At 60.2% G+C, this 18,903-nt stretch carries 17 protein-coding genes; 6 read left to right on the plus strand and 11 right to left on the minus strand.

The genetic code is table 11. The features are described from left to right. Positions 1-15 precede the first annotated feature (15 nt). On the minus strand, positions 16-495 hold the full coding sequence (locus AB4N84_RS08795) for an RNA pyrophosphohydrolase (RefSeq protein ID WP_074751434.1): 480 nt from the start codon (positions 493-495) through the stop codon (positions 16-18). Positions 496-660: 165 nt separating this feature from the next. Between AB4N84_RS08795 and AB4N84_RS08800 the strand changes: the two genes are divergently transcribed. After that, positions 661-1,317, plus strand: coding sequence for a histidinol-phosphatase (locus AB4N84_RS08800; RefSeq protein WP_460046015.1), 657 nt, complete (start codon positions 661-663; stop codon positions 1,315-1,317). A gap of 37 nt (positions 1,318-1,354) precedes the next feature. Here the strand turns inward: AB4N84_RS08800 and AB4N84_RS08805 are convergent, their stop codons facing one another. Further along, on the minus strand, positions 1,355-1,783 hold the full coding sequence (locus AB4N84_RS08805; protein ID WP_074751430.1) for a DUF2269 family protein: 429 nt from the start codon (positions 1,781-1,783) through the stop codon (positions 1,355-1,357). Positions 1,784-2,288: 505 nt separating this feature from the next. After that, positions 2,289-3,803 carry a threonine ammonia-lyase, biosynthetic gene (ilvA, locus tag AB4N84_RS08810; protein ID WP_460046017.1) on the minus strand — a complete coding sequence of 505 codons (1,515 nt, stop codon included), beginning with the start codon at positions 3,801-3,803 and terminating at the stop codon, positions 2,289-2,291. A gap of 262 nt (positions 3,804-4,065) precedes the next feature. Here ilvA and rpiA point away from each other — a divergent pair, with 262 nt between their 5' ends. Beyond that, on the plus strand, positions 4,066-4,737 hold the full coding sequence (rpiA, locus tag AB4N84_RS08815; protein WP_074758116.1) for a ribose-5-phosphate isomerase RpiA: 672 nt from the start codon (positions 4,066-4,068) through the stop codon (positions 4,735-4,737). 163 nt (positions 4,738-4,900) lie between these two features. Here rpiA and AB4N84_RS08820 read toward each other — a convergent pair whose 3' ends face one another. The 4 genes from AB4N84_RS08820 to AB4N84_RS08835 all read right to left on the minus strand — a co-directional run bounded on the left by AB4N84_RS08820 (position 4,901) and on the right by AB4N84_RS08835 (position 9,215). After that, positions 4,901-5,812, minus strand: coding sequence for an SdiA-regulated domain-containing protein (locus AB4N84_RS08820; protein ID WP_460046019.1), 912 nt, complete (start codon positions 5,810-5,812; stop codon positions 4,901-4,903). Positions 5,813-5,988: 176 nt separating this feature from the next. Then, positions 5,989-6,909, minus strand: a complete 921-nt coding sequence (locus AB4N84_RS08825) for an SdiA-regulated domain-containing protein (RefSeq protein ID WP_074758112.1) — start codon at positions 6,907-6,909, stop codon at positions 5,989-5,991. A gap of 176 nt (positions 6,910-7,085) precedes the next feature. Then, positions 7,086-7,751, minus strand: a complete 666-nt coding sequence (locus tag AB4N84_RS08830; protein WP_460046020.1) for a fumarylacetoacetate hydrolase family protein — start codon at positions 7,749-7,751, stop codon at positions 7,086-7,088. A 69-nt stretch (positions 7,752-7,820) separates the two neighbouring features. Further along, positions 7,821-9,215, minus strand: a complete 1,395-nt coding sequence (locus tag AB4N84_RS08835; protein WP_460046022.1) for an FAD-binding oxidoreductase — start codon at positions 9,213-9,215, stop codon at positions 7,821-7,823. A gap of 200 nt (positions 9,216-9,415) precedes the next feature. Between AB4N84_RS08835 and serA the strand changes: the two genes are divergently transcribed. After that, the gene (serA, locus tag AB4N84_RS08840) at positions 9,416-10,645 is read left to right on the plus strand and encodes a phosphoglycerate dehydrogenase (protein ID WP_074758106.1); all 1,230 of its coding nucleotides are present in this window, start codon (positions 9,416-9,418) and stop codon (positions 10,643-10,645) included. Positions 10,646-10,856: 211 nt separating this feature from the next. Here the strand turns inward: serA and AB4N84_RS08845 are convergent, their stop codons facing one another. Together AB4N84_RS08845 and AB4N84_RS08850 are read right to left on the minus strand one after the other, a co-directional pair. After that, positions 10,857-11,294, minus strand: a complete 438-nt coding sequence (locus AB4N84_RS08845) for a DUF4399 domain-containing protein (protein ID WP_460046023.1) — start codon at positions 11,292-11,294, stop codon at positions 10,857-10,859. A gap of 339 nt (positions 11,295-11,633) precedes the next feature. Then, on the minus strand, positions 11,634-12,272 hold the full coding sequence (locus AB4N84_RS08850; protein ID WP_460046974.1) for a 2OG-Fe(II) oxygenase: 639 nt from the start codon (positions 12,270-12,272) through the stop codon (positions 11,634-11,636). A 195-nt stretch (positions 12,273-12,467) separates the two neighbouring features. On the opposite strand from AB4N84_RS08850, the gene AB4N84_RS08855 reads away from it, so the two are divergent. Continuing rightward, entirely contained in the window at positions 12,468-13,208 is a 741-nt protein-coding gene (locus AB4N84_RS08855; protein ID WP_460046024.1) for a DUF2059 domain-containing protein, read from the plus strand. A 256-nt stretch (positions 13,209-13,464) separates the two neighbouring features. Here AB4N84_RS08855 and bipL read toward each other — a convergent pair whose 3' ends face one another. Beyond that, a complete protein-coding gene (gene bipL, locus AB4N84_RS08860; RefSeq protein WP_460046025.1) occupies positions 13,465-14,421 on the minus strand; it encodes a phospholipase BipL in 957 nt (318 codons plus the stop codon). 106 nt (positions 14,422-14,527) lie between these two features. Here bipL and AB4N84_RS08865 point away from each other — a divergent pair, with 106 nt between their 5' ends. Further along, a complete protein-coding gene (locus AB4N84_RS08865) occupies positions 14,528-15,115 on the plus strand; it encodes a DUF6436 domain-containing protein (protein WP_460046027.1) in 588 nt (195 codons plus the stop codon). A 53-nt stretch (positions 15,116-15,168) separates the two neighbouring features. On the opposite strand, the gene AB4N84_RS08870 is transcribed toward AB4N84_RS08865, so the two are convergent. Then, positions 15,169-16,083: a ParB/Srx family N-terminal domain-containing protein gene (locus tag AB4N84_RS08870; RefSeq protein WP_460046029.1), complete on the minus strand. Its 915-nt coding sequence runs from the start codon at positions 16,081-16,083 to the stop codon at positions 15,169-15,171. A 233-nt stretch (positions 16,084-16,316) separates the two neighbouring features. On the opposite strand from AB4N84_RS08870, the gene AB4N84_RS08875 reads away from it, so the two are divergent. Further along, a complete protein-coding gene (locus AB4N84_RS08875; protein WP_460046030.1) occupies positions 16,317-18,716 on the plus strand; it encodes a penicillin acylase family protein in 2,400 nt (799 codons plus the stop codon). Positions 18,717-18,903: the final 187 nt, after the last annotated feature.

The following is an 18,903-nucleotide window of genomic DNA, read 5'->3' on the forward strand; positions in this document are numbered from 1 at the left end:
GGGTCGAACTCCGTGTCAGTCGCGCGCCAACAGGCGCGGGGCAAGCTCTTTGAGTGCGCGTCGGTACACCTCGCGCTTGAATGTCACCACCTGGCCCAACGGATACCAATAGCTGACCCACTTCCAGCCATCGAACTCCGGTTTACCGGTCAAATCCATCCGCACCCGCTGCTCATTGGAGATCAGGCGCAGGAGAAACCATTTTTGCTTCTGGCCAATACACAGCGGCTGGCTGTGGGTACGAACCAAACGTTGCGGCAGACGATAGCGCAACCAACCACGGGTGCAGGCAAGAATTTCAACATCATGCCGTTCCAGCCCGACTTCTTCGTTCAATTCACGGTAGAGCGCGTCTTCCGGCGTCTCCTGAGGGTTGATTCCCCCTTGCGGAAACTGCCAGGCATCTTGATTGATACGGCGAGCCCATAAGACCTGGCCAGCATCATTTGTCAGAATTATCCCGACATTAGGGCGGAAACCATCGGGGTCGATCACGGCTACAACCTCGCAAACGCATGTCGCCGCATTGTTCCACAAAGATCGTGAAGGCAGCAACGAGGCTTCGACAGCTTATCGTGACAACTGCATTAATAGATGCGATCTCTTGATGAAACCTCGTATTCTTGTGCTCTTTTTTCAGCTATTTCAGCGAGTAACCGCATGCGCCTGGCATTATTCGACCTCGACAACACCCTTCTCGGCGGTGACAGCGATCACGCCTGGGGCGATTACCTGTGCGAACGCGGCATCCTTGACGGTGCCGCCTACAAAGCGCGTAACGATGCCTTTTACCAGGACTACCTGGCCGGCACTCTGAACCTGACCGACTACCTGAATTTCAGCCTGGAAATTCTCGGCCGCACCGACATGGCACAGCTCGACGAATGGCATCGTGACTTCATGCGCGACTGCATCGAGCCGTTGATCCTGCCCAAGGCGCTGGCGCTGATCGAGAAACACCGTACTGCGGGCGACAAACTGGTGGTGATCACCGCGACGAACCGCTTCGTGACCGCCCCGGTCGTTGATCGCCTGGGCATCGACACGCTGCTGGCCACCGAATGCGAGATCGTCGAGGGTCGCTACACCGGTCGGACCACTGACGTGCCTTGCTTCCGCGAAGGCAAGGTCACTCGCCTGAACCGCTGGATCGAAGAGAACGGCTTCAACCTGGAAGGCAGCTATTTCTATAGCGACTCGATGAACGACCTGCCCCTGCTGGAGCAGGTCGCGAATCCGGTGGCGGTCGATCCGGACGACAAACTGCGGGCGGAGGCCACCCGTCGCGGCTGGCCAGTGATTTCGCTGCGCGACTGAAGAGGCCCGCACTGGGGCACGTCGTATCGACGTTGCTCTAGACGGGTTTGGCGCCCATCAATCCGGCGATCGCGACGAAACACACGGCACTGAAGATCGCCAGCGCCAGGGTGAACGTCGGATTGCCCACGATCACCGGCCGACGCAGCCGGTTGACCCGCACCGCAAGCCAGGCCCAGCTCAAGGCGCCGAAGGTATAAAGAATGCTCGCGGCCAGGAGCCAGGTCTGCCCCAGCGACCACCCCGCGTAATGCACCAGCCACCAGCCACTGATGGGCAAGGTCAGTAAGCACAACCCCATCAACAGCCAGACGAACACCCAAGGCCGCTGCATGGCGCGATTCTGTACCGTCAAATCCCCTGCCCTGCGCCCGCGAACGATCCAGACCGTAAGCGCCAGCCCGCAGATGAACAGCAAGGCGGTGGTAACCGTGTGCAGGATTTTCAGTGCAGCGAAGTGTTCCATGCGGGTTTGATCCTTAATCGAGAAGCCGTGCTTTGAGCGTAGTCGTGGCCGGGAAGTTGCGTCGGCGTTATCCGCTTCTGCCGAAGGCGTAGGAGCGCGCTTGCCCGCGAATGTGCTGTAAGTTCACCCCGTATCGCGCGTCAACGCAAAACCTGTAGGAGTGAGCTTGCTCGCGAATGCGGTGTGTCAGTCATGGATGTGCTGACTGGCCCACCGCATTCGCCACTGTAACCTCCAGCAGCTCCCACAGGTTTGCGCCAGCCACATTTGAGGCAACCCCAGGTTTGCGCCAGCCGCACATTTGAGGCAACCACAGGTTCTGCGGCAGTCACAAGCCTTGCGGCAGGCAGAGGTCTTGCGGCAACCGGGGGTTCTGGGTGTGCCCGGTCCCTGTGGGAGACGTCGGAGGTTACGACGGCAGCGAATGCGGTGTGTCAGTCATGGATGTGTTCACTGACTCACCGCATTCGCGGGCAAGCGCGCTCCTACAGTGGGCGCTACTCAATCAGCCCAGAAACAGCCTGTACGCCGGGTTGTTCGTCTCATCCCAGTACGGATAACCAATCTCCGCCAGCGCCTTGGGCACCAGATGCCGTTCATCCTCCGGCACCACCAGCCCCGCGACGACACGCCCGTCCGCCGCGCCGTGGTTGCGGTAGTGGAACATCGAGATGTTCCATTTGCCGCCCAGCTTGTTGAGGAAGTTGAACAGCGCGCCCGGCCGCTCGGGGAATTCGAAGCGAAACACCACTTCATCGCTGACCCGTTCCGAATGCCCGCCCACCATGTGCCGCAGGTGCAGCTTGGCCAGCTCGTTGTCGGTGAGGTCCAGCACCGGGAAGCCTTGCGCGGTCAGGCTGGCGATCAGGGCCTTGCGCGGATCGTTCTCGGGGTGTGTCTGCACGCCGACGAAGATGTGCGCCTCGCGGTCAGTGTGGTAGCGGTAGTTGAATTCGGTGATCTGGCGCTTGCCGATGGCTTCGCAGAACGCCTTGAAACTGCCCGGCTGCTCGGGGATGGTCACGGCAATGATCGCTTCGCGGCCTTCGCCCAGTTCCGCGCGCTCGGCGACATGGCGCAGGCGGTCGAAGTTGACGTTGGCGCCCGAGTCGATGGCGACGAAGGTCTGGCCGCTGACGCCATACTGCTCGGTGTAGCGTTTGATCCCGGCCACGCCCAGCGCGCCCGCGGGCTCGGTGATCGAGCGGGTGTCGTCGTAGATGTCCTTGATCGCCGCGCAGATCTCGTCGGTGCTGACCGTGATCACTTCGTCGACGTAATCCTTGCAGAGGTCGAAGGTGTGCTGGCCAATCTGTGCAACGGCCACGCCGTCGGCGAACAGCCCGACTTGCTGCAGCACGACCCGCTCGCCATAGGCCATGGCCTGCTGCAGGCAGTTGGAATCATCCGGCTCGACGCCGATCACCTTGATCTCCGGGCGCAGGTATTTCACGTACGCCGCGATGCCGGCGATCAAACCACCGCCGCCCACCGGCACGAAGATCGCGTCGAGCTGGCCCGGGTGCTGACGCAGGATTTCCATGGCCACCGTGCCTTGCCCCGCGATGGTGTCTGGATCGTCGTAAGGGTGGATGTAGACGTAGCCTTTTTCCTCGACCAGCTTCAGCGAAAACGCCAGCGCCTCAGGGAACGAGTCCCCGTGCAACACGACCTTGCCGCCACGGGAACGTACGCCTTCGACCTTGATCTCCGGGGTGGTCTTGGGCATCACGATGGTGGCCGAGACACCCAAGGTCTTCGCCGCCAGCGCCAGGCCTTGCGCGTGGTTGCCCGCCGACGCCGTGACCACGCCCCGCGCCAGCTCTTCCGGGCTCAGCTGCGCCAGCTTGTTGTAGGCGCCACGAATCTTGAACGAGAACACCGGCTGCAGGTCTTCGCGCTTGAGCAGCACTTGGTTGCCCAGCCGCTCGGACAGCTGACGAGCGCCGTGAAGCGGGGTTTCCACGGCCACGTCGTAGACGCGAGAGGTGAGGATTTTCTTGACGTACTGTTCGAGCATCGGGAAAGCATCACTGGCGAAAGGGGCAAGGCCGAGAAGTCTACCCCGCGACCCGACGCACGACCACACCAAGAGTCAGGCTTTAACCACGGCATGTCGTTATAATGCCGGCCCTCGGCATATCGCTATCCCCTGTAGGAGCGCGCTTGCCCGCGATGAGCAGTAACAGGCGACATGGATGTGTCGGCTGTACAGACCTCTTCGCGGGCAAGCGCGCTCTTACAGTTGCCCTTAACCTCAGGCCCTCGTGGAGCCCACCCGCATGACCCAGGATCAACTCAAACAGGCCGTCGCCCAGGCCGCTGTCGACTTCATCCTTCCGAAACTCGACGACAAAAGCATCGTGGGTGTCGGCACAGGCTCCACCGCCAACTGCTTCATTGACGCGCTGGCTCAACACAAGGGCGCATTCGACGGCGCCGTCGCCAGCTCCGAAGCCACCGCCGCTCGCCTTAAAGGCCACGGCATTCCGGTGTATGAGCTCAACACTGTCAGTGACCTGGAGTTCTACGTGGACGGCGCGGACGAAAGCGACGAGCACCTGAACCTGATCAAGGGCGGCGGCGCAGCCCTGACCCGCGAGAAGATCGTGGCCGCTGTGGCCAAGACGTTCATCTGCATCGCAGACGGCAGCAAGCTGGTGCCTGTACTGGGCGCATTCCCGCTGCCGGTCGAAGTCATCCCGATGGCCCGCAGCCACGTTGCACGCCAACTGGTGAAGCTGGGCGGCGACCCGGTGTACCGCGAAGGCGTGCTGACCGACAACGGCAACATCATCCTCGACGTTCACAACATGAGCATCACCCACCCGGTGGAGCTCGAAGCCCAGATCAACGCCATCGTCGGCGTGGTCACCAACGGCCTGTTCGCGGCACGTCCGGCTGACCTGCTGCTGTTGGGCACTCAGGAAGGCGTGAAAACCCTGAAGCGCTGATCACTTTTCGATCAACGCAGCGCAGCGCTGGACTAAAACCCTGTGGGAGCAAATTCATTCGCGATGGGCCCGGACATCCGCTACATCTCCATCGGATGTGCCATCGCATCGCGAATGAATGCGCTCCCACAGGTACAGCGCAGCCATGAAACGTGAGTGTCGGTTACTTCTTCCTGAACACATAAAACAGGTTCGGCTCGCTCACCACGTACAACGTCCCGTCATCCCCCATCGCGATTCCCTCCGCCTGCGGCACGCTTTTGCTCAAGCCCATGCTGCCTTTGCTCAGCGACACATTGCCGACGGGCCTGCCCTGCGTATCAAGCTCCAGTATTTGTCGAGACTCATCCGACAGCGCCAGCAAGTGCCCGCTGAGCTCATCGAACTGCAAGCTGGAAAGGTCCCGCACGAACAATCCGGCATCACGCCGTTTACTGGAGGTCACCTCAAGGACATTGGGCGAGCCCGGGGCGAGATTGGGAAAACCGCGCACTTCGATGATCTGAACCGGCTTGCGCTCTTTGGCCACAAACAGGCGCTGGCCCTGGTTGTCATACGCCAGGCCCTCGAAACCGCTGTTGCCGCCGGCGTCGATACCCAACGTCAGTTGCTCGGCATCGGCTGAATCCAGAAACAGCGTGCTGTCGTCGATGTGCACCTTGATCAGTCGCTGGTTGTACTCGTCGCTGATCACATAGGTGCCGGGGCTGATGTATTCGACGGCCTCGGCGTCACCGAAGCCGGTGAGGGGAATTCGTCGCACGATGCGCCCGTCGAGGCTCAGCTCAACCAGCTCCGGGTTTTTATTGGTGACCGTGAACAGGGTTTTTCGGTGCGGATCGTAGCTCAGCGCCGAGACATTGTCGGGCAACCCATCAATGACGCGAGCCTCGATCACCACCTCATAATCATCGAGCCCCAGCGCTTGTGCATCGCTGGCCTGCCAGAACACATGCCAGTTGAACCAGAGACGCTCGACGACGCGGTATTCGCGGGCGACAAGGTAGGAACCCGCGAGCACGCACAGAACCAGCAGCGTGAGCAGGACGCTTTTCAGAGGGGAGAGACGACGCATGCAGTGAGCTCGGCGACAAACAGGAGGCGCTTTAATATCACCCTATTCTGAAACCAGCCTTAAAGCGCGCGCTGATCTGGCTTCTGCCCGGAGGGCGTAGGAGCGGCGCTTGTCCCGCGATCTGCGACCAGAATCAAAAACGTCCAGTCAATCCGGAATGCCGGAATCGCTTCCTTTTACTTCTTCTTGAACGAATAAAACAGGTTCGGCTCGCTGACCATATAAATAGTGCGATTCTCGTCCATGGTGACGCCTTCGGCGCGAGGAATGGTGTGAGCCAGACCATTCAGACCCGTGACCAGCGCCATGAAACTCACCTTGTTGCCCTTTTCGTCCAGCTCCAGCAACAGGTGAGACTCAGCCGACAACACCAGCAGATGCCCGGTTTTCTGGTCAGCGTACAGCGCAGACAGGTTGCGCATGATCAGGTTGTCGTTCACCAGCTTGCGCTTGTCGCCCTTCAAAATGGCGCTGCCATCGGACTTCCAGCTGAACAGCGCGGGCGGGCGCTCTTCGCCCAGCAAGATCTGCTGGTTCCTGGCGTCCCAGGTCACGCCTTCGAACGCTTTGTTCTGATCGACCGACGGGCCCAGGTCGTATTTCGGGAAGTCCTTGATGTCCAGGGTCTTGGTGTCAGGCGTCACCGTGACCATCGTCATCAAGTGCTGACGCTCGTCGACAATGGCAATCAAGCCATTGCCCAACACCATCACCCCTTCCGGGTTGCTCCAGCCCACCAACGGGATTTTGCGCAAAACGTCTCCGGTCAGGCTCAGCTCAGCCAGGAATGCGTTCTTGCCCATCACCGAGTACAGGGTTTTGCTGACCGGGTCATAGGACAGATCCGACGCCTCGTCCTTTTCCAGTCCTACCATCGACTTGCCGTCGATATCGACTTTGTAGTCCGGCAGCCAGACGCTGGCCGCACGCTGCTCGGCGGAAGCACTTTGCTCGCGCAACCACAACAAGCCCCGATCGTCCCAATGCCATGCGTACGACAGGCCGACGAGGATCACCACCAGGGCAATCAACAACCAGGACCATTGAAAACGCGTGCGACGCGGGGGCTTGCTCAGTTGTTGTGCATCAACGGCCATCGAAACGATCCTGAAAGTTTTCATTGGCACAGCGGCAAGGCGCTGCGGTCGGCGACGGATTATCCAGATCGGTTGTGAAAAAAACGGCAACCTGGCAAACCGGTGTGTCCGTGAAACAAAAAAAGGCCGCTTGTGAACCCTCACAAGCGGCCTTCAATAGCCGACCCCTTCATGAATCAGCGAACGTCGCTTTCGAAACGGCTTTGGCCCGGTAGCTCCAACACGATGTCGTCGCCGATCTGAAACGGCCCGACGCCCGCAGGCGTGCCGGTCATGATCAGGTCGCCTGCCTGCAGCGAGAATTGCGAGGCCATGTGCTGAATCATCGGCACGATGGGGTTGAGCATCTGGCTGCTGTTGCCGTCCTGGCGCACTTCGCCGTTGACGGTCAGGCGAATGGCGATGTCGGCCAGGTCCGGGTACGCGTCGGCCGACACGAACGGCGCAATCACCGCCGCGCCGTCGAACGATTTGGCGATCTCCCAAGGCAGGCCTTTCTCCTTCAATTTGGACTGCACGTCGCGCAGCGTCAGATCAAGGCCCGGCGCGAAACCGGAGATCGCATCCAGCACTTCTTCCCGGCTCGGGTTCTTGCTCAGCGGTTTGCCGATCAGTACCACGATTTCAGCTTCGTAGTGCACCGAGCCACGGTCCTGCGGGATGGTGAAGCCGCCTTCGATCCCGACCACGCAGCTGCCGGGTTTGATGAACAGAAGGGGCTCGGTTGGCACCGGGTTATCCAGTTCCTTGGCGTGTTCGGCGTAGTTACGGCCGATGCAGACCACTTTACCCAAGGGAAAATGGACCTTGGTACCGTCGACATACTTGTGCTGATAGCTCATGAGCGCTCCTGAATACGGGTCTTGCTGCTTGTCTTTATCGTGTGAAACGGCCAGCGGGCAGAGCGAAGCTTACACCGTGAAAATCTTTCCGGGGTTCATGATGCCATTGGGGTCGAACACCGCCTTGACCGCTTTCATGTAGTCGATTTCCACGGGCGAGCGGCTGTACTCGAGGTAGTCGCGTTTGACCAGGCCAACGCCATGCTCGGCCGAGATCGAGCCGTTGTACTTCTCGACGATCTCGAACACCCACTTGTTGACGGTGGCGCACTTGGCGAAGAACTCTTCCTTGGGCAAGTCTTCCGGCTTGAGAATGTTCAAGTGCAGGTTGCCGTCACCGATGTGGCCGTACCAGACGACCTCGAAGTCGGGGTAATGCTCGCTGACGATTGCGTCGATCTCGTTCAGGAACGCCGGGACTTTCGACACGGTGACCGAGATGTCGTTTTTGTACGGCGTCCAGTGGGAGATGGTTTCGGACAGGTATTCGCGCAGCTTCCACAGATTCTGCAACTGCTGCTGGCTCTGGCTCATCACGCCATCGATGACCCAGCCTTGTTCCACGCAGTGTTCGAATGTTGCCAGCGCCTCGTTGGCGATCTCGTCGTTGCTCGCCTCGAATTCCAGCAGGGCATAGAACGGGGTCTTGGTCTCAAACGGCTCGGGCACATCGCCCCGCGCCATGATGCGTGCCAGCCCCTTGTCGGAGAAAAACTCGAACGCTGTCAGGTCGAGCTTGCCGTGAAACGCGTGCAGCACCGGCATGATCGCGTCGAAATCCGGTGTACCCAAAACCATGCAGGTCAGGTTCTTCGGCGAGCGGTCCAGACGCATCGTCGCCTCGACGACAAAGCCCAACGTGCCTTCGGCGCCGATGAACAACTGACGCAGGTCGTAGCCGGTGGCGTTCTTGATCAGATCCTTGTTCAGCTCGAGGATGTCGCCTTTTCCGGTGACCACCTTCAACCCGGACACCCAGTTACGGGTCATGCCGTAGCGAATGACCTTGATCCCGCCCGCATTGGTGCCGATGTTGCCGCCGATCTGACTGGAGCCGGACGAGGCGAAGTCCACCGGGTAATAAAGGCCGTTTTCTTCCGCGAAGTTCTGCAGCTGTTTAGTGACCACGCCCGGCTGGCAGCGCACGGTGCGATCGGTGACGTTGAGTTCGAGGATCTGGTTCATGTAATCGAACGAAACCACCACCTCGCCCTTCATCGCCACCGCCGCGCCGGACAGCCCGGTGCGGCCGCCGGAAGGCACCAGTGCGACGCTGTGCTCGTTGGCCCACAGCACAATGGCTTGAACCTGTTCGGTGGTTTTGGGGAAGACAATGGCGCTGGGCGCTGGGGTGTACTGACGGGTCCAGTCCTTGCCATAAGCTTCAAGGGAGGCCGCGTCCGTGAGGACTTTTCCGGGCTCAACCAAGGTCTTCAGCGCTTCGATTACGGCAACGTCGATCATGGGCGAACTCTCGAACTATTCATGGTCATCCTGAGAACGCTTCACGTCGCAGGAGCGGGTATTTAGCGGGGCACATATGCTAGCATACCGCCCCCGCAGAGACGTGCCTGAGGCCGACCTGCGATGGCGCCGTTGCGCCGTGAGGCCAGCTCAAGCTGTCCATTCCCTGCCATTTTTTTCCGGGACACAGGTTTACGCAGATGAGCAAGACTTCCCTCGACAAGAGCAAGATCAAGTTCCTTCTTCTCGAAGGCGTCCACCAATCCGCAGTCGACGTCCTCAAGGCCGCCGGTTACACCAGCATCGAGTACCACACCAAGTCTCTGCCGGAAGCCGAGCTGAAGGAAAAGATTGCCGACGCTCACTTCATCGGTATCCGTTCTCGCACTCAACTGACCGAAGAAATGTTCGACTGCGCCAAGAAACTGGTCGCGGTGGGCTGCTTCTGCATCGGTACCAACCAGGTCGACCTGAACGCCGCTCGCGAGCGTGGTATCGCCGTCTTCAACGCCCCGTACTCCAACACCCGTTCGGTGGCGGAACTGGTGCTGGCCGAGGCGATTCTGCTGCTGCGCGGCATCCCGGAAAAGAACGCGTCCTGCCACCGTGGTGGCTGGATCAAAAGCGCTGCCAACTCGTTCGAAATCCGTGGCAAGAAACTGGGCATCATCGGCTACGGCTCTATCGGTACTCAGCTGTCGGTTCTGGCTGAAAGCCTGGGCATGCAGGTGTTCTTCTTCGACCCGCTGACCAAGCTGCCGCTGGGCAACGCGACCCAGGTCCCTAGCCTGACCGAGTTGCTGGGCCTGGCCGACATCGTCTCGCTGCACGTGCCTGAGCTGCCGTCCACGCAAATGATGATTGGCGAGAAAGAAATCCGCGCCATGAAGAAAGGCGCGATCCTGATCAACGCCGCGCGCGGCACTGTGGTGGATCTCGACGCCCTGGCCAGCGCGATCAAGGACCAGCACCTGATCGGCGCGGCCATCGACGTGTTCCCGGTCGAGCCTCGCTCCAACGATGACATCTTCGAAAGCCCGCTGCGTGGCCTGGACAACGTGATCCTGACCCCGCACATCGGTGGCTCCACTGCCGAAGCCCAGGCCAACATCGGTCTGGAAGTGGCCGAGAAGCTGGTCAAGTACAGCGACAACGGTACGTCGGTGTCCTCGGTCAACTTCCCTGAAGTGGCCCTGCCGGCTCACCCGGGCAAGCACCGTCTGCTGCACATTCACGAAAACATCCCGGGCGTGCTCAGCGAGATTAACAAGGTGTTCGCAGAAAACGGCATCAACATCTCCGGTCAGTTCCTGCAGACCAACGAGAAAGTCGGTTATGTGGTCATCGACGTCGACGCCGAATACTCGGACCTGGCGCAAGAGAAGCTGCAGCACATCAAAGGCACCATCCGTAGCCGCGTTCTGTTCTAAGCCGCTTTTTCAGGGCCATAAAAAAGGAGACCTTCGGGTCTCCTTTTTTTGTGCCTGCCAGTAATGCCCTACACGGTCGGCACACCTTCTGTGGGAGCGAATTCATTCGCGATGAGGGCGGTGCATCCGATACAGATTTATCGCCTGAAACTCAGCATCGCGAATAAATTCGCTCCCACAGGGAAAGGCGTCACCCACGCCTACAAATGCGTCACTTCACTGTAATCGTGATCTTCTGCGACTCAACCACCGGGTTCAGCGGCACGTGGCTCTTGTCACCCACCAGCAGCTGCAAGGTGTGTTTACCCGGGGTAAGGTTCAGTTCGGTTTCGGTCTGGCCTTTGCCGAAGTGACGAATGTTGTCGGTGGTCGGCAGGGGCGCGTTCATGTCCGGTTGATCCTTCACGTCGATCAGCAGGTGATGGTGACCCGTGTCTGGCACGTCAACGCCCGCAGGTGCGACGCCCATACCCTTGAGGCCGAACTGAACTTTGAACGCGCCGCTGACGACAGCGCCGTCCTTGGGCGAGATGATGTAAACCTCGGCGCCAGCGGGCGAAGGGGTCCGTGGCACATCGGCAGCCTGAGCCAGAAAGGTCGAGCCAAGGAGCAGGCCAGCCAGGGCAGTTCTTGCGAATAGGGTCTTCATGATCTCTCCGGTTCTTGATCTTGTGAACGCTTGGCGTCGGACCGTGAGCGCAAAAGGCCGGTTCACGACCCACTGATAAACGCTCAAGCATGGCCTGTACCTTAGCCCCGCTTGAGACCGACGTGTGCAGCTAACCGGATTTATGTAGAAGATTTCATGTTTTCGCGGCCCCGACAGCCCTGGCTGAATGACGACTGCCCTCTGTGGGAGCGAATTCATTCGCGAGAGGCCGATACACTCGACGCCTCTCGGTCGTCGATCAGATTGTTCGCGAATGAATTCGCTCCCACAGCAGATCGGATCTCAGCCGTGAGCATGAGTCGCCAGCCGCAGGCCCGATCAAAGCTCAAACGGCTCATTGCCCCGTCGGCGGAACCAGCCGGTCAGCGACAGGCGCTCGCGGGTAGAAGGCAGGACTTCATGCGGCATGTCGCCGGAGAGAAACACCACCAGACATCCACCGGTGGGTTGCACGTCATACTCGGCGCCGTCCTTGAGGAACATGCGCAGTTGACCGCCATGCTCCGGCAGCCACGCGTCATTGAGGTAGATCACCGCCGACACCATGCGCTTGTCGTCGTCGCGGAAACGGTCGACGTGCTTGCGATAGAAGGCGCCCGGCGGGTACAGCGCGAAATGGCTCTCGTAATCCTCAAGCCCCAGGAACAGCCCGCGATTGAGCGCCTGACGCAAGCTGTCCATCAGCTCCAGGTAACGGTCGCAAGGCTCGGCCTGTCCCGGTTCTAGCCACTGAATGTGATCACCCCGAATCCCTTCACGCACTTCCTGCGCAGGGCCGCGCCCGACCGCTGCGGGCGCAAGTTCACCCTCGGCTGCCCGCTGGCGACACTCAAGCGCCAGCTCACGGGTGAGGCTGTCCGGCAGGAAAATATTCTGCTGCGACCAGCCACGCTCGGCCAGGTCGTCGACGATTCGTAACAGCAGGGGGTGATCAGGGGATATGCGCATGGCGCGCATAGTATCCATACGCCGATCAATCCAACAGAGCCCGTGGTCCGCCAGCCGAGGAATATTTTTTCAGGTTTAAAAACCCATGGCCGATTTACACGTAAACGGGCCGAACGCATCGGTTTTCTTGGGGTCTGGCAACTGTTAACTCGACAAATCCCCGCCGCCCCGCCGAGAATAGCGGCCTGCCGACAGGAGTCTCTAATGCGCCGTCTGTTTTTCCTGATGTTGATGTTCTGCACCATGCCCGTTTGGGCAGACGGCCACGACCAGTTGTACAAGGTCGCCGGCTGGCCAGAACAGCGCGCGCATTTCAACGACGCCCTCAAAGCCGCACAACAGCGCTACAAGAACAGCCTGCCGCCTGCCGTGTTCGACGCGCTGGTGAACAACAGCAACCAACGCTTCGCCCCACAGGCCATGGACCAGCGTGCCGAACAGAGACTGCGTCAGACCCTGACGGACCCCAACCCCGCCCTGCAGTTCTTCCAGTCACCTCTGGGCCGCAAGATCGTCAACGCCGAACTGACTGCCACGCGCCCCGACCAACTGGCAAAGAACGCGCAGGGGTTGCCTAAGATGCAGGCCAGCGACAACCGCCTGCTCATCATCGGCCACTTGGTCAGCGCGCTGCCTGCCAAAGAGGCGGGCGCAGAAGTGAGTCTGGCCATCGCCGGCGTGGCAGCCGACAGCCTGAGCTCGATGATTCCGGGACTGATGGGCGGAGGAACGACACAGGCCATGCTCGACGGTCAGCGCGAGCGGCTGATGGCGCAGATCAGCAACGACATGAGCAACACGCTGCTGTACGTCTACCGCGACTTGTCAGACTCGGAGCTGGACGAGTTCTCGACCTTTGCCGAGTCCAACGAAGGCAAGGCCTATTATCAGGCCGCCCTGGCCGCGATTCGCGCGGGGTTGGCGGTTGGGCAGAACGTGAAGTAGTCAACTCTGAGGCTAGCGACTTTACTGTAGGAGCCTGCTTGCTGGCGAACGCGGTGTGTCATTCAACCTTGGTGTGTCTGAACGGACGCATTCGCCAGCAAGCCGGCCCACAGGCCTGAGCACAAGTTTGCGCATCAACCCGATCCCTGTAGGAGACGTCCGAGGTTACGAGGGCAGCGAATGCGGTGCGTCATCCAGCATCAATGTAGCTGATCCACCGCATTCGCCAGCAAGCCAGCTCCTACAGGTAAAGGCCTCAGGATATCTGGCTCTGCACCATCCGCTGAGTCAAAAACTCAAAGAACCGCTCCCGTAACTCCGGCAGTTCATTGGCCAGGTGATGCCGTGCCTCGTGCAGCATGAAAATCTGCGGGTGATCGAATTTGTCGTTGAGCACCGCAAGGTTGTGGCTCCAGTCCACCGTCATGTCGGACTCGCCCTGAACGATGAGCGGGCTGCGGCGGCTGCGGGGCGCGTTTTCTATGCGCTCGATCCATTTGGCCAGCGCCCCGACCCACGCCGTCGGCAAGCGCCGGGGCTGCAAAGGGTCGGCCATCAGAAACGGCAGAAACGCAGGCGCATTGGAGTTCTCGCTGAAGCGTCGGTCGATGCCTTTGACGAACGCCCGCAACAGGTAATAACTGACTTTCGACCAGGTCCATCCCCTCGGTCGTACCAACGGCGCGAGCAGGATCGACTGCCCTTGTGCCGGGCTTTCATCGCCGTGATTAAGCAGGTGGTCAATCACGATGGCGCCGCCCGTGCTCTGTCCACACAGGTGCCAGGGTTTGGGCAGTTGGAGAGTCTCGGCCTCGACGAACAACCGGTCGAGCACCAGCTGATATTCGGCAAAGTCGGTAATGCTCGCCCGGCTCCCGCTGGACAGTCCATGCCCTGGCAGATCACAGGACACCACTGCAAAGCCCAGCTCCAGCGCCCACTCGATGACGTGCCGGTACAACCCCATGTGATCGTAGAAGCCATGCACCAAAACCAGCGTCGCGACCGGGTTCTCAGGCATCCAGAGTTGGGTGACGATCTCGTAGCCGCCGACCTCGAAGCGACCGAGACGGCTGTTGACCAGACCATCACGACCGAGCCCGGCCAGGGTGTAGAAACGCTGGTAAGCCAGGCCTTCATCGGACATCGGCTGCCGGGCGCTCAACGGTTGCAGACTGGCCCGCAGGTGATCGGGGTCGAACGTGTTGGACATCGGTAATCCATCAGCCAAACAGGAAATAAAAAGTGACGACTGCCCGTGAGTTTCTTCTGTCCACTCAGGCGTGGCAAGCTACGTCACCCAAATCGAAGCCCGCCCCATGACTGTCCACCCACGCACTCGACGTCGCACTGCATTCATTGCGCTGACTACGGTCATCTGCGCGGCGGCGTTATGGGCAGGCTATGAATGGTTTGAGGGCCGATACATCCGTGCGTTCAGTGATCAGACGGCGTTGTTTGCCGGCGATGTCCTGAGCCTGCCGCCAGCGCTGGCCGGACCGGGGCGTATCAGGGTCGTGCATTTCTGGGACCCGGCCTGCCCCTGCAACGTCGGTAATCAGGAACACCTGAGCCAGCTCGTGGAGCATTTCGCGGGCGCCAATGGCGTGGATTTCTATGCGGTCCAGAAGCCGGGCACTCACGGACAACTGCCGTCCACCTTGAGCGCGATCAAACCCCTTGGCAGCCTGCCGGGTGCCGAGCGGATCACCGCCAGCCCTGCGGTCGCGATCTGGGACCGTCAGGGCAGGCTTGCGTATTTCGGGCCTTACAGCGAAGGGCTGATCTGCAATTCACAAAACAGCTTTATCGAGCCGATCCTTCTGGCGCTCAAAGCCGATCGCCCGGTCAGCGCCACACACACCATGGCGGTCGGCTGCTATTGCCCTTGGCTGAGTACTGACTGACTCAGGTCTCATAAACGCCGGGCCTTGCTCGCCGCCATCAAGGCACCCATCGATCAATGGGTGTCCTTGTAGTCGATCACGTACGGCAGCTTCTCACTCGCAGTCTTGGTCAACGCCTTGCGCTTCACCGACTTGAAACCACCCAACTGTTTCGCCGTCAGACCGCCGCCGATGGTCTTGCTCAACGGCGGCTTAACCATCAAATCACTCGCTGCCTGCAGTGCCTGATGATAACCGCTGCGTTCGCTGAGGTTGAAGTCCGCCAGCTTGAGCCGGTCACGCAGCCAGTCAGCCCAATAAAACTCCAGAAATTCCGGGGACACATCACCGGCCTTGGGTTTGTCATAGGCGGCGCCACGAACGAAATAGACGATGCTGCGCAGGAGGTCGTTCTGCATCGACTTCAAGCCAACGTGCGCGGGCAATTGATCGGGTGAAAGCGCTTGGCCGTTGCCGTCCTTAAGCCAGACTTTGTGGGCCTTTTCCATGCGTTTCCAGAATGTCGCCATGTCGGCGCTGTCGCTGAAAACGTCGGTGATGCGTACCTTCATCTTCAGCTGCGCCCCTGCGCCGGGCTGCTCCCACAGCGTGGTGAAGGTGTGATGACCATCCGTGAGATAGAACTGGCCACCGGGACCGACCACCACGGTTTTCATCTCTTCGGGATGGGCGTTCGGTTCGTCCTTGCAGGTGAAGCTTTCAGGCTTCAGTGGGTCGGCGCTTTCACTGACCGTTTTCGCTTCATCCTGACCGTTGCTTTCGCAGATCTCATCGAACAGCTTCTGGCGATCCTTGGCGAAGCGCTCAAGCTTGTAATACACCTGATCGAACCCGATCACCGCCTGCGTGGGGTGGACCTGGTCAAGCGTGACTTCGATGACATCGCCGGGCTTGGGGCCGGTGAAGGCGACTGCCTGAGCAGAAAGCAGCGCCAACAAAAGCGTCAGGGCGCAAGATTGAAATCGCATGGGTAAAGCTCTCTGGTGGCGTAGGGCGAAGCTTAACGCAATAAGATCTGATGCGAGTCGCCTACCTGTAGGAGCGCGCTTGCCCGCGAATCAGGCGACACGGCCTATCAGGAAACCCACGTTATCGTTCATCGCGGGCGCTCCTACACAATCGGGTGTCATCGCCGCCTACCCAGCGTCGCGCCGATTCTGTAGCCTGCGAAACCTTCTCAATCACCTTTTGAGCCTTCTGGATGAAACGCAGCCTTTCCGTCATCGCTTTGTTGATCCTCCTTATCGCTGGCGGCGGTGCCTGGTATATCCACAGCAAACAACCGGTGCGCAACGGCGAGCTGGCGCTGAACAGTCTCAAGGCGCCGGTCAGTGTGCGTTACGACGAACGCGGCGTGCCGCACATCAAGGCCGAAAATCAGGACGACCTGTACCGCGCGCTGGGTTATGTGCACGCGCAGGATCGCCTGTTCCAGATGGAAATCCTGCGCAGGCTGGCCCGTGGCGAACTGGCCGAAATCCTCGGACCGAAGCTGGTCAACACCGACAAACTGTTCCGCAGCCTGCGCATTCGTGAACATGCCGACGAATACGTGGCCCGCCAAGACAAGAACACGCCTGCCTGGAAGGCGCTGCAAGCCTATCTGGACGGCGTGAACCAGTTTCAGGCGACTCACCCCAAACCCGTCGAATTCGACGTGCTGGGCATCGACAAGCGTCCTTTTACCGCAGAAGACACCCTGAGCATTGGCGGCTATCTGGCGTACAGCTTTGCCGCCGCGTTTCGTACCGAACCGCTGCTGACTTATGTGCGCGATCAGCTCGGGCCGCAGTACTTGAAGGTCTTCGATCTCGACTGGCAACCCCAAGGCGCGTTGGGCCAGGGGCCTGCGCTGAGCAGCAAGGACTGGAGAGGCCTGAGCGACCTGGCGCTGCTCAGCCAGCAAGCGCTGGAGGATGCAGGCCTGCCGCAATTCGAGGGCAGCAATGCCTGGGCGGTGTCAGGCAGTCGCACGCAGAGCGGCAAGCCGTTGCTGGCGGGTGATCCGCATATTCGCTTCTCGGTGCCCGCAGTGTGGTACGAAGCGCAGCTGTCCGCTCCCGGCTTCGAGTTATACGGCCACTTTCAGGCGCTCAATCCGTTCGCCCTCCTCGGCCACAACATGGATTTCGGCTGGAGCCTGACCATGTTCCAGAACGACGACGTCGACCTGATCGCCGAGAAGGTCAACCCCGAGAACCCCAATCAGGTCTGGTACCACGGCGCGTGGGCAGAGATGACCTCGCGGCCCGAGCAGATCAAGGTCAAAGGCGAATCGCCGATTACCTTCACGCTGCGCCAGTCGCCCCACGGCCCGATCGTCAACGACGTACTGAACGCCAGCGGTATTCAAGAGCACGCCGATACGCCGGTTGCCATGTGGTGGTCGTTCCTGGAGTCCGAGAACCCGATCCTGCAAGGCTTCTACGAAGCCAACCGCGCCGACACGCTGGACAAGATGCGCAGCGCCGCCGAGAAGATCCAGTCACCGGGCCTGAACGTGGTCTACGCCAACGCCAAAGGCGATATCGGCTGGTGGGCAGCCGCTCAGTTGCCCAAGCGTCCGGCAGGCGTAAACCCGGCCTTTCTTCTCGACGGCAGCACCAGCCAGGCCGACAAGGACGGGTTCTATCCTTTCAGTGCCAACCCTCAGGAAGAAAACCCGGCGCGGGGTTATATCGTGTCGGCCAACTTCCAGCCCGTGTCGCCAACGGGAATGGAAATTCCGGGCTATTACAACCTCGCCGAACGCGGTCGTCAGTTGAACAGGCAACTGAGTGATCCGTCGGTGAAGTGGAACCTGGAAAACAGCCAGGCGCTGCAATTGGGCACCCGCACCGACTATGCCGCGCAGATTCTCAAACCCTTGATTCCCGTGCTGCGTCGGGTCATCACCGATCCTGAAGAGCACGATCTGATCGAACGCCTGGTTGCCTGGAAAGGCGATTATCCAGTCGATTCGGTAGGCGCGACGCTGTTCAACCAGTTCCTCTACAACCTCAGCGACCAGACCTTTCGCGATGAACTGGGAGACGGGCTGTTCGCAACCCTGCTCTCGACGCGCGTGATCGACATGGCGCTGCCGAAACTTGCCGCCGATGCCAATTCCCCCTGGTGGAACAACCGCAACTCGCCCGAACCGGAAAGCCGCGACAACACCGTAAAAGTGGCGTGGCATGCGACGGTGTCTCATTTGAAGTCGCTCTACGGGCTGAACGCAGACGAGTGGACCTGGGGCAAGGCGCACACATTGACACACGAACATCCGCTGGGCCGGCAGCCGCCACTGGACATGCTGTTCAACGTCGGCCCGTTTGCCGCGCCCGGGACCCATGAAGTACCGAATAACCTGTCGGCGAGTATCACCACTGCCCCTTGGCCTGTGACCTACGGCCCGTCGACTCGCCGCCTGATCGACTTCGCCGACCCCGCCCATGCGCTGGGCATCAACCCGGTTGGGCAAAGCGGCGTGCTGTTCGATAAGCACTACGCCGATCAGGCACAGCGCTACATCGCCGGCCAGTACGTGCCGGAGCAGTTCAGTGAGAGAGATGTGGCGGGGAACAGCAAAGAGGAGTTGCGGTTGGTGCCGAGTCACTGACGACATCGATCCCCTGTAGGAGTGTGGCGTGTCCCACGATCGGCGGGGAACCCGTCGCAAACCCGGTACACACGGCCCATCTGGCAGAACGCATTCACAGGGTTTGCTGCCGGTGCCCGGCAGATCGCGGGACAAGCCACGCTCCTACAGGGTCAACATCAGTCCCGATATTAATCGTTCTCACGCT

It is taken from the genome of Pseudomonas sp. S2_H01 (assembly GCF_054668305.1).